The sequence below is a fragment of the Lactobacillus kefiranofaciens genome, from assembly GCF_014656585.1.
Classification (GTDB): Bacteria; Bacillota; Bacilli; order Lactobacillales; family Lactobacillaceae; genus Lactobacillus; species Lactobacillus kefiranofaciens.
In genome coordinates, this window is sequence record NZ_CP061341.1 from 856,272 (window position 1) to 867,276 (window position 11,005).

Here is an 11,005-nt window from a genome sequence, read left to right on the forward strand (position 1 = left end):
TGACTGCTAGTTTTCGCTAGCAGTCATTTTTTACATTTTATTTTTCATTAAGCATGTATTTACGAGTCATTGGCAAGCTCTTGCCAGAAGGACCCTTGGTAAGCAGGTATTGAACTACATCAATATTGCCTGATTCAAAACTAGCAGCACATGCTTGTAAGTATAGATCCCACATTCTGCAGAATCTTTCGCCCATTTTCTTTTCAATCTCTGGACGAGCATTATTGAAATTTTTATCCCAAATTTCTAAAGTTCTTTGATAATGGCGACGTAGCATTTCAACATCGCTAATTTGCAAGTGTGCTTCTTCGATTCTCGAAATAATCTCAACTAAACCAGGAATATAACCACCTGGGAAAATATATTTGTTGATCCAAGCGTTATTAGCTCCACCTTGTTGACGGGTGATGCCATGAATCAAAGCTACACCATCATTCTTGAGGTATTTAGCAACATCATTGAAATATTCACCCAAGTTCTCAGAACCAACATGTTCAAACATACCAACGGAAGTTACGTAATCCCATTGTTGATCACCTAATTCACGGTAATCTTCAAGTTTAACTTCAGCTACATCTTGCAAATTTTCATCGTAAATCTTCTTTTGAACGAGTTTGTACTGTTCTTCACTTAAAGTTACGCCGGTAACTTTTAAACCATATTCCTTAGCAGCAGTAAGCATTAAAGTACCCCAGCCACAACCGATATCAAGCAAAGTTCTGCCCTTTTGAGGATTTAGTTTATTTAAAATATGGTGAACTTTAGCAATCTGTGCTTTTTCAAGGTCATCTTTATTATCATCGGTGAAGTAGGCACATGAGTAAGTCAAAGTAGGATCAAGCCACATTTCATAGAAGTCGTTACCAATATCGTAATGTCTTTGTACGTCTTCTTCGCTTTGCTTTTCCGTATGTTTTAATTTAGGTAAAAATTTACGGAATTTTAAAGAGCGTATAAAACTGTCTGCACTCTCATAAGCACCATCGATTACTTTTTGAATGCTGCCATGAATTTCTATCTTTTTATACATGTAGCCTTCGCCTAAAGCTAGAGAAGCATTTTTAATGATCTCGCTCATAGGGATCTTTTCATTGAATACGATCTCAGCTTCAGGAGTGCCATTACCATAAACTTCGCTTTTGCCGTCCCAGTAAGTTACTTTAACGGGAAAAGGGAAGGACTTGCTAAGCATCATTTTGTAAAATGTTTTTTCTAACAATTATCTTTCCTCCAATAATTATCAAACCTAATTATTTATTTTAACACTAATCAAATATAAGCATAAAAAATACTTAGTCCGTTTTGAACTAAGTACATTATTATTTTGCAATGTAATGGAAATTAGGATCTAATTCTTGGTCTAAATTATTCCAAGCATCTTCAAGTTGCTGATAGATAATTGCTTCATTTTCATGAGTTAGTTTAGTTTTACGGTCTATTGAGATTGGATTGCCGTAATTAACTTTTAATGGCTGCCGTTTTAATAATCCTTTAAATGACAATGGACCTTGATAGACTACGGGAACCATTGGCTTTTGTGACATCTTGGCAATTACCAAGGCTCCACCTTTTAATTTAGCTGAATGCCTTGTCCCAGATGGAAAAATAATCAGGGAAAGCTTACCTTTTTTAAGTCCCTTAACTGGAACTTTTAGAACTGAAGGACCAGGATTTTTGCGGTCTACTGGAAAAGAGTGAGCATGATTTAAAATAAAACGCAAAACTGGATTTTTGAATAATTCTATTTTGGCCATAAACATGAATTCCATTGGACTAGCGCCTAATGCAAAAAGTAAAGGCTCCCACCAAGTTCTATGTGGTGCAACTAGAATATAGTTGCCTTTTGGCAAGCGATCTTTATGATGAATATGTAGATGTCCATTTAATACCCATACGATAAAGCGCACGATAGGGCAAATAATTTTATAAAACATAAATTCCTCCAATTGTTGTAAGCTATTATAAAAATATAAACACAAGAAAGGCAACTGTTTTTATGGTAGAACTTAAAGATAATGAACGAATTGATTATATGTATAGCGATAACTTGCGGATAATTCAAGAAAAAACTGCTTTTAGCTTTTCAATGGATACGCTTTTTCTGGCTTATTGGGCTAAAGATGCGATTCATGATCGGGATAAAGTAGCAGATCTTTGTGCTGGGAATTGTGCGGCCACTATTTATATGGCATATTTTAATCGAGCACATTATGACGCAATTGAAATTCAGAAAGAAATATTTTCTCAAGCTCAACGTTCAATTGAGTTGAATAAAATGGAAAACCGAATTTCAGTTTATCAGGAAAATGTTTTGAATGCTCCTAAATTTCTGCGCAAAGATAGTTATGATGTAGTGACAGTCAATCCGCCATATTTTAAAGCACCTAAAGGTCATGAGATTAATCCTGACCGTAAGAAAGCAATTGCCCGTCATGAATTGTTGATTAATTTGGAACAAATCATTGAAGTAGCTAGTGGATTGCTCAAGATGAAAGGGAAAATGTTTATGGTCCATCGTCCTGAGCGCTTAGGTGAAATTTGTTATTATTGTATGAAGCATGATTTGAGTGTGAAGTTTGTTCAACCGTTTGTTGCACATCGCGGAAAAGATGCAAATTTAATCATAGTTGAGGCTGTTAAGCATACGGGAACAGATGGAACAGAAATTAGGGATGCAATTGAAGTTCATGATCAAGATGGCAATTTTAAGCCTTTTATTCAGAAAATTGTACGAGAAACTGACGAAGATAAGCAAAAAAGAGAAGCACAGGGCAAGTATTATTTTTATGTTTTATTATGTAACGATGGTAGTTTTTATGGCGGATTTACTAATGATTTGGCGCATCGTTTGAAAATGCATAATGCAGGTAAAGGAGCAAAGTATACTAAGACGCGTAGACCGGTACGAATGATTTATCATGAGCAATTTGATGATAAGCGCTTAGCATTAAAGAGGGAATATTGGTTTAAACATCATAATCGTGAATGGAAGGAAAAGTTTTTAAAAGAACGTAATATTAAGTTTTAGTCTTGAAAGTTAAAAAAAATTTTTGTAAAATAGATAAGTATGTTTTAAGACATGCAAGAATTTAAAACACATCAAGAGCGATCACCATTGTGGTGCCCTAGGTAGTGGTTAAATGGTGAAAAGAACGCTTGAGAGGATTAAAACCATAGGAGGAATATAATATGGCAGACATTGTTACAATGAAGCAATTGCTTGAAGCTGGTGTGCACTTCGGTCACCAAACTAGAAGATGGAACCCAAAGATGGCTCCTTACATTTTTACTCAAAGAAATGGTATCTACATCATTGATTTACAAAAGACTATCAAGATGTTAGATGGCGCTTACAACTTTATGAAGGCTGTTGCACAAGACGGCGGCGTTTTCTTGTTTGTAGGTACTAAGAAGCAAGCTCAAGACTCAATTGCTGAAGAAGCAACTCGTGCAGGTCAATACTACGTTAACCAACGTTGGTTAGGTGGTACTTTGACTAATTGGACTACTATTCAAAGCCGTGTTAAGAGATTAAAGCAATTAAAGGAAATGTCAAAGGATGGTACTTTTGACGTATTACCAAAGAAGGAAGTTGCTCTTTTAACTAAGGAAATGGACAAACTTGAAAGATTCTTAGGTGGTATCGAAGATATGCCAAGAATCCCAGATGTATTGTTTGTAGTAGATCCTAAGAAGGAAAAGATTGCTGTTCACGAAGCTAACATTTTGGGTATCCCAGTTGTAGCTATGGTTGATACCAACACTGATCCAGAACCAATTGACGTAGTTATCCCTTCAAACGATGATGCTATTCGTGCTATCCGTTTGATCGCTGGTGCTATGGCAGATGCTATCGTTGAAGGCAAGCAAGGTCAAGACGATGAATCTGTTGAAGTTGACTTTAAAGAAAATGCTGATGGCTCAGAAGAAGCTGTTAGTGCTGAAGAAAACCCAGAAGACTAGTTTTTACTGTTAGTTCTGTAGGAGGACTTATAATGGCAATTACTGCAAAGCAAGTTAAAGAATTACGTGAACGTACTGGTGCTGGCGTTATGGACGCCAAGAAGGCATTAGTAGAAGTTGACGGTGATATGGACAAGGCCATTGAATATCTTCACGACAAAGGTATGGCTAAAGCTGCTAAGAAGGCTGACCGTGTTGCAGCTGAAGGTTTAACTGGCGTTTGTGTTGCTGGCAACGTGGCTGCTTTGACTGAAATTAACTCAGAAACTGATTTCGTTTCTCAAAACGAAAAGTTCGTTAACTTAGTAAAGGATGTTACTAAGACCATTGCTGAAGGTAAGCCAGCTAATGCTGAAGAAGCAAATGAATTAAAGATGGCTGATGGCAAGACCCTAGCTCAATCTTTTGTAGACGCAACCGCAACAATTGGTGAAAAGATTGTTTTACGTCGTTTTGCTTTAGAAGAAAAGACTGATGATCAAGAATTTGGTACTTACCAACACAATGGTGGTCAAATTGGTGTAATCACTGTCTTAGAAGGTGCAGATGCCGCAATGGCTAAGCACTTGGCAATGCATATTGCTGCTATGAAGCCAAAGGTTATTTCACCAGATGAATTAGACGATGACTTCATTACTGAGCAATTGGCATTGATGAACCACAAAATTGATCAAGATAACGAAAGTCGTGCATTAGTACACAAGAAGCCATTGCCACACCTTGTTTATGGCTCAGAAAAGCAATTAACTGATGATGTTTTAGCTAAAGCTAAGGAAGACATCAAGGCTGAACTTAAAGAAGAAGGCAAGCCAGAAAAGATTTGGGACAGAATTATTCCTGGTAAGATGCAACGTTTCATCGATGATAATACTCAAGTTGATAAGCAATTTGCTGTTTTATCACAAGATTACATCATGGATGATAGTAAAACTGTTGGCGAATTTTTAAAAGACAATGGTGCTAAGTTAGTTGCCTTTAAGCGTTTTGAAGTTGGCGAAGGTATCGAAAAGAAACAAGAAGACTTTGCTGCTGAAGTTCGCGAACAAATGAAGTAGTTATTACTACCCTAAATAGAAAGGAGGAGTACGTTTATGTACCCCTCCTTTTTTTAGAAAAAATCTTTTGCCTTTGTTGACTTAAAAGACATTAACTAGTTATATATGGTAGAATAATTAAAGCTATTAGAGGAGGTCATTTCATATGAGTCAAGTAAAATATAAGCGTATTATTTTAAAAGTATCAGGTGAAGCTTTAGCAGGTGATAAAGGAACTGGGATTAATCCAACAGTCATCGGACACTTAGCTAAAGGAATTAAGTCTGTTCATGATTTAGGTGTTGAAATCGGTGTTGTCTGTGGCGGCGGTAATATGTGGCGTGGTGAAACTGGCGCTAAGCTAGGAATGGAACGTGCACAAGCTGACTATATGGGGATGCTTGCTACTATTATGAATGGATTAGCTTTGCAAGATGGTCTTGAAAAAGTTGGTGTTCCAACTAGAATGCAAACCTCGATCGAAATGAGACAAATTGCTGAGCCTTATATTAGAAGGAGAGCTTTACGTCATCTTGAAAAAGGACGCGTAGTTATCTTTGGTGGTGGTACAGGTAATCCTTACTTCTCAACTGATACTACTGCAGCACTTCGTGCGGCCGAAATTGGTGCAGATGTAATTCTAATGGCTAAAAACGGTGTTGATGGTGTTTATTCAGCTGATCCTAAAACTGATCCTTCAGCTACCAAGTTCTCAGAGTTAACTCAACTTGATTTGATTTCTAAGAATTTGAAAGTAATGGACAGAACTGCAAGTTCACTTTCGATGGACACAGAAATTCCGTTAATTGTATTTAACGTTAATACCCCAGGTAACATTAAGAAAGTTGTTTTGGGTGAAAATATTGGTACTGTGATTAGAGGTAATAAATAATGAATAACGAAATTATTAAGAAAACACAAGAAAATATGGATAAATCCATTAAGGTTTATCAAAAGAAATTAGCATCAATTCGTGCGGGAGTTGCCAATGCAGCTTTGCTTGACAATGTTCAGGTTCAATACTATGGCGCACCAACTCCTTTAACTCAAATGTCAAGTATTACTATTCCTGAACCTCGTGTATTACTAATTACACCCTATGATCAAAATAGTTTAGATGACATTGAACATGCATTATTGGCTTCTAATCTTGGCTTAACCCCAGCTAATGATGGGAAAGTAATTAGATTAGTTATTCCACAACTTACTGGTGAGAGAAGAGAAGAAATCGCTAAGGAAGTTGGAAAATACGCTGAAGAAGCTAAAATTGCCGTTAGAAATGTTCGTCGTGAAGCTATGGATTCTTTGAAAAAAGATGAAAAAAATGGCGATATTACTGAAGATGAACAACGCAACTTGGAAAAGCAAGTTCAAAAAGTAACTGATGACTCAACTAAGAAAATTGACCAACTTGCTGATGAAAAACGCAAGGAAATTACTCAAGGATAAATATGAGTAAAAAAGACAATGAATTAAATCATCTAGCTATTATTATGGATGGCAATGGTCGCTGGGCTAAAAAAAGGCATAAGCCTCGATTTGTAGGCCACCGAGAGGGCATGGATAATGTTGAACGAATTACTTTAGCTGCTGATAAGTTAGGTATTAAAATTTTAACTTTATATGCTTTTTCTACTGAAAATTGGGCAAGACCTAAAGAAGAAGTTGCTTATTTAATGAATCTTCCAGTGCGCTTTTTTGATAAGTATATGCCCACTTTGATGAAGAACAATGTCAAAGTAAATATTATGGGGTATCTGGACGAGCTACCAGAGAAAACCTATCAAATTGTTCAACGTGCTATGTCAGAAACTGCTCATAATACTGGCCTGATCTTAAATTTTGCCTTTAATTATGGCTCGCGTAGAGAAATTGTTTCAGCGATGCAGGAATTGGGTGGAATGATTGAAGCAGGTATGCTCAAGAGTGAAGATATCACTGAAGGAATGATTTCTGACCATTTAATGACGGGTAAATTCGGGGAATACCAAGATCCTGATTTATTAATTAGAACTTCTGGTGAGCAGCGTATTTCCAATTTTTTACTCTGGCAATTGGCTTATTCAGAGCTAGCTTTCAGTGATAAAAATTGGCCTGATTTCAATGAAGATGATTTGAAGAAATTTGTAGATGATTATAAGCACCGTAATCGGCGCTTTGGTAAGGTAGACGAATCGGATAGTTAATATGAAACAACGTGTAATTACGGCAGTTATTGCCTTAATCTTATTTATTCCAATTGTGCTGGCAGGCGGACTCTGGATGGATTGGTTGACTGTATTATTTGCTGCAGTTGGCATTAGTGAAATCTTCTTAATGAAGAAACAGATTTTAGTATCCTTTGATTTTTTGCTAGCTTTGCTTGCTACTTTGACTTGGACAGTCCCAGATTCATTTTTTAAAGTATTCCCTTCAAGCATTACTAAGTTTGGAGTATTCTTTGGAATTATTATGCTTTTCTTAACATGGACTGTTCTTTCCAAAAATAAAACAACATTTGATGACGTAGGTGTATATATTTTAGCTTCGCTTTATATAGGAATAGGATTCCATTATATGGCAGCTATTAGATCATTTCCGTATAATGGTTTAGCATTATTAGGTTATGTTTTTGTAGTAGTTTGGTCTACTGATATTGGTGCCTATATGATTGGTCGTAAGATCGGTAAACATAAATTATGGCCTGTTATTAGTCCAAACAAAACCTGGGAGGGATCAATTGGTGCAGTAATCTGTGCTTTGATTTGTAGTGCAATCTATATGGCAATTATGGGCAATTTAGGGATTAACTTTAATACTTCTGAATTGACTATGATTGTCTTGGCTTTTTTCCTTTCCATTGTAGGGCAGATGGGTGACTTAGTAGAATCTGCATATAAACGTTTCTATGGCGTCAAAGATTCTGGTAAAATTTTACCAGGGCATGGTGGTATCTTAGATCGTTTTGATAGTATGCTATTTGTTTTGCCCGTAGTCGCCGCAATTTTAGGTATTGTACATTAGGAGAATTTTTATTTGAAAGGTATACTAATCTTTATAGTCGTTTTCGGAATACTGGTTTTTGTTCACGAATTTGGACATTTTATTGTAGCCAAAAAATCAGGTATTCTTGTACGAGAATTCTCAATTGGAATGGGACCAAAGCTTTTTCAAATTAGAAGAAATCCAACAACCTATACCATTCGTTGGCTACCATTAGGCGGTTATGTTCGTTTAGCCAGTTCTGATGATGAAAGTAAGCTTGATCCTGGTATGACCGTAGTGTTGCAGTTAAATGACCGAAATCAGGTTATTAGGATAGATGCTTCTGAATCAGAGATCCCAATTGAAGGAATTCCTGTTCAAGTTACTAAAGCAGATTTAGTGGATGAATTAATTATTGAAGGCTATGAAAATGGTGATGAAAATAATCGGGTAACCTATCGGGTCGATCATGATGCTACAATTATTGAAAAAAATGGTACTGAATTAGTAATTGCCCCACGTGATACTCAATTTAATCAGGCGAATGTTTGGCAGAAATTGGCTACCAATTTTGCTGGACCATTTATGAATATAGTACTTGGTTTTGTGGTTTTTTTGATCTGGACTTTCACAGTTCCAGGACCAGCGACTACTACGATAGGTTCAATAATAGCTCATTCACCTGCGCAGGATGCTAAAATTGAAGCTGGTGATCGAATTGTAGCAATTAATGGTCAAAAGATTGTTAGTTTTGAACAAGTATCGCAAAAGATTAATCAAAGTAAAGGTAAACCTTTGACCTTTAAACTAGTTAAAGATGGTTCGACTAGAACTGCTACAGTGGTGCCAAAGGTACGCCGTATTCAAAAACAAAAGGTTTATCAAATTGGGATTGAAGCCCAAAGTAATGAAAATGCTTTTGTAAAGTTAAAACGAGGCTGGGACACAGCGGTTTCTACGACCGGTTTGATCTTTCGGGCCGTAGGTAATTTGTTTAGTCACTTTAGTTTGAATAAATTATCTGGACCGGTGGGTATCTATTCGCAAACCTCACAAGTATCACAAATGGGCTTTACGTATGTTCTAGCCTTTTTAGCGATGATTTCTATTAATTTAGGAATTGTCAACTTAATCCCGATTCCAGGCTTAGATGGTGGTAAACTTTTATTGAACTTAATTGAATTATTCCGTGGTAAGCCAATTGCTGAAGAGCATGAAGCTATCGTTGATTTAATTGGATTTGGTTTATTATTAATATTAATTATTGCAGTTACAGGTAATGATATTTATCGTTACTTCATAAAATAATATAGTTAGTTTTATTTTTACTTTAGGAGAAATTAATGCGTCAATCAAAATTTTTTATGCCGACATTAAAGGAAGCTCCATCAGATGCAGTGGCTGAAAGTCACAAACTGATGATTAGAGGAGGATATATTCGTCAGGTTACCGCTGGTGTTTATGCTTATCTTCCGTTAGGTTACCGTGTTTTACGCAAGGCAGAGGCAATTATTGAGCAAGAAATGGACAGTATCAATGTTCCAGAAATGATTATGCCTCATTTATTACCAGCAACCTTATGGCAAGAATCAGGGCGTTATAAAAAGTACGGTGCTGAAATGTTTAAATTGAAAGACCGTCATGGTCGTGAAAGCTTGCTTGGCCCTACTCATGAAGAAACCTTTACGGAAATCGTTGCTAAGAATTTAAAGAGTTATAAGCAAATGCCACTTGCTTTGTATCAAATTCAAACTAAGTTCCGTGATGAAAACCGTCCTCGTTTTGGTCTTCTTCGTGGTCGTGAATTCGTAATGTTAGATGGTTACAGTTTTGCCGCAACTCGTGATCAATTAGATGAACAATTTGATGATCAAAAAGGTGCATATGAGCGTATTTTTAAACGTGCAGGTGTAACTGTTCACCCAGTAATTGCTGACTCAGGTACAATGGGCGGCAAAAACTCAACAGAATTCCAAGCTCCTGCAGCTATTGGTGAGGATACCATTGCTACTAATGAGAAGGGTACTTATGCTGCTAACCTTGAAATGGCTAAGAGTGTTGATACCTTTAAGCAAGAACCAGAGGAACCTAAAGAATTAACTAAAGTAGCAACGCCTGGTTGTGATACTATTGAAAAATTAGCTAAATTCTTAGATGTTCCAGCAACTATAATCGTTAAGAGTATCCTTTACATTGCTGATGATCAAAAAGTTCTTGTTTTAATTCGTGGCGATAAGCAAATCAACGAAGTTAAGTTGGGACATATTCTTGATGCAGATGAAGTTCATGAGGCAAATACTGCAGATTTAAAGGAAATTACTGGTAGTGAAAAGGGTGGCGTAGGTCCTGTTAATGCTGATTGGGCAAACAAGATTATTGCCGATGAAACTGTTAAGAACCTTTACAATGTAGTAGTTGGCGCTGGTGAAACCGACTATCAATTTAAGAATGCCAACTTAGACCGAGACTTTAAAGTTAATGAGTTTGCTGATATTAGAACTGCTAATGAGGGTGAACCTGATCCAGTTGATCACTTGCCATTAAAGTTCACTACTTCAATTGAAGTAGGTCATATTTTCAAATTAGGTACTTATTATACTAAGACAATGGGTGCCAATTTCTTGGATCAAAATGGTAAGGCTAAGCCAGTTATCATGGGTTCATACGGAATTGGTGTTACTAGAATGCTTTCTGCAGCTGTAGAACAACACTTGACTGAACATGGTGTTGCTTGGCCAAAAGAGATTGCACCATTTGCAATTCATATTGTTCAAATGAAGATGAACAAAGATGATCAAACTGAATTAGCTGAAAAACTTGAAAAAAAGTTCAGTTCTAAGTATGACGTTTTATACGACGACCGTAAGGAACGTGCTGGCGTTAAGTTTGCTGATGCTGACTTGGTTGGTGCTCCAATTAGAATTACGGTTGGTAAGAAAGCTGCTGATGGAATCGTTGAAGTTAAACGTCCAACAGATGCTAAAGCGACTGAAATGTCAATTGATGAATTAGACAAGTTTGTAAATCAAGAGTTAGGATAATTT

11 protein-coding genes are annotated in these 11,005 nt (G+C 36.5%); 9 read left to right on the plus strand and 2 right to left on the minus strand.

Annotated elements, in window-relative coordinates:
* Window positions 1–37 precede the first annotated feature (37 nt).
* Complete coding sequence (locus ICI50_RS04350; protein ID WP_054640182.1) at window positions 38–1,219, minus strand: SAM-dependent methyltransferase; 1,182 nt, start codon at window positions 1,217–1,219, stop codon at window positions 38–40.
* 100 nt (window positions 1,220–1,319) lie between these two features.
* Window positions 1,320–1,934, minus strand: coding sequence for a lysophospholipid acyltransferase family protein (locus ICI50_RS04355; protein ID WP_054640183.1), 615 nt, complete (start codon window positions 1,932–1,934; stop codon window positions 1,320–1,322).
* A gap of 62 nt (window positions 1,935–1,996) precedes the next feature.
* Between ICI50_RS04355 and ICI50_RS04360 the strand changes: the two genes are divergently transcribed.
* The 9 genes from ICI50_RS04360 (at window position 1,997) to ICI50_RS04400 (ending at window position 11,002) form a co-directional block, all read left to right on the plus strand.
* Entirely contained in the window at window positions 1,997–3,028 is a 1,032-nt protein-coding gene (locus ICI50_RS04360; protein ID WP_013853919.1) for a GIY-YIG nuclease family protein, read from the plus strand.
* Between the two features lie 161 nt (window positions 3,029–3,189).
* Window positions 3,190–3,963 carry a 30S ribosomal protein S2 gene (gene rpsB, locus ICI50_RS04365; RefSeq protein ID WP_054640184.1) on the plus strand — a complete coding sequence of 258 codons (774 nt, stop codon included), beginning with the start codon at window positions 3,190–3,192 and terminating at the stop codon, window positions 3,961–3,963.
* Between the two features lie 29 nt (window positions 3,964–3,992).
* Window positions 3,993–5,018 carry a translation elongation factor Ts gene (gene tsf, locus ICI50_RS04370; protein WP_095341971.1) on the plus strand — a complete coding sequence of 342 codons (1,026 nt, stop codon included), beginning with the start codon at window positions 3,993–3,995 and terminating at the stop codon, window positions 5,016–5,018.
* Window positions 5,019–5,163: 145 nt separating this feature from the next.
* Window positions 5,164–5,889, plus strand: coding sequence for a UMP kinase (gene pyrH / locus ICI50_RS04375; protein WP_013853922.1), 726 nt, complete (start codon window positions 5,164–5,166; stop codon window positions 5,887–5,889).
* Window positions 5,889–6,446, plus strand: coding sequence for a ribosome recycling factor (gene frr, locus ICI50_RS04380; protein ID WP_095341972.1), 558 nt, complete (start codon window positions 5,889–5,891; stop codon window positions 6,444–6,446). The genes pyrH and frr overlap by 1 nt, the downstream gene beginning before the upstream one ends.
* Window positions 6,447–6,448: 2 nt before the next feature.
* The gene (locus ICI50_RS04385; protein ID WP_013853924.1) at window positions 6,449–7,183 is read left to right on the plus strand and encodes an undecaprenyl pyrophosphate synthase; all 735 of its coding nucleotides are present in this window, start codon (window positions 6,449–6,451) and stop codon (window positions 7,181–7,183) included.
* A 1-nt stretch (window position 7,184) separates the two neighbouring features.
* A complete protein-coding gene (locus ICI50_RS04390; protein ID WP_056941031.1) occupies window positions 7,185–8,000 on the plus strand; it encodes a phosphatidate cytidylyltransferase in 816 nt (271 codons plus the stop codon).
* A 12-nt stretch (window positions 8,001–8,012) separates the two neighbouring features.
* Window positions 8,013–9,269 (plus strand): RIP metalloprotease RseP, encoded by a 1,257-nt coding sequence (gene rseP, locus ICI50_RS04395; protein WP_013853926.1) that lies wholly within the window; start codon window positions 8,013–8,015, stop codon window positions 9,267–9,269.
* Between the two features lie 35 nt (window positions 9,270–9,304).
* Window positions 9,305–11,002: a proline--tRNA ligase gene (locus ICI50_RS04400; protein ID WP_013853927.1), complete on the plus strand. Its 1,698-nt coding sequence runs from the start codon at window positions 9,305–9,307 to the stop codon at window positions 11,000–11,002.
* Window positions 11,003–11,005: the final 3 nt, after the last annotated feature.

Excerpts from the sequence above, each read along its gene's own strand:
- ICI50_RS04360 (WP_013853919.1), top strand. The coding sequence starts at position 1,997 with ATGGTAGAACTTAAAGATAATGAACGAATTGATTATATGTATAGCGAT.
- pyrH (WP_013853922.1), top strand. The coding sequence starts at position 5,164 with ATGAGTCAAGTAAAATATAAGCGTATTATTTTAAAAGTATCAGGTGAA.
- ICI50_RS04390 (WP_056941031.1), top strand. The coding sequence starts at position 7,185 with ATGAAACAACGTGTAATTACGGCAGTTATTGCCTTAATCTTATTTATT.
- ICI50_RS04355 (WP_054640183.1), bottom strand. The coding sequence starts at position 1,934 with ATGTTTTATAAAATTATTTGCCCTATCGTGCGCTTTATCGTATGGGTA.
- ICI50_RS04385 (WP_013853924.1), top strand. The coding sequence starts at position 6,449 with ATGAGTAAAAAAGACAATGAATTAAATCATCTAGCTATTATTATGGAT.
- frr (WP_095341972.1), top strand. The coding sequence starts at position 5,889 with ATGAATAACGAAATTATTAAGAAAACACAAGAAAATATGGATAAATCC.
- rpsB (WP_054640184.1), top strand. The coding sequence starts at position 3,190 with ATGGCAGACATTGTTACAATGAAGCAATTGCTTGAAGCTGGTGTGCAC.
- ICI50_RS04400 (WP_013853927.1), top strand. The coding sequence starts at position 9,305 with ATGCGTCAATCAAAATTTTTTATGCCGACATTAAAGGAAGCTCCATCA.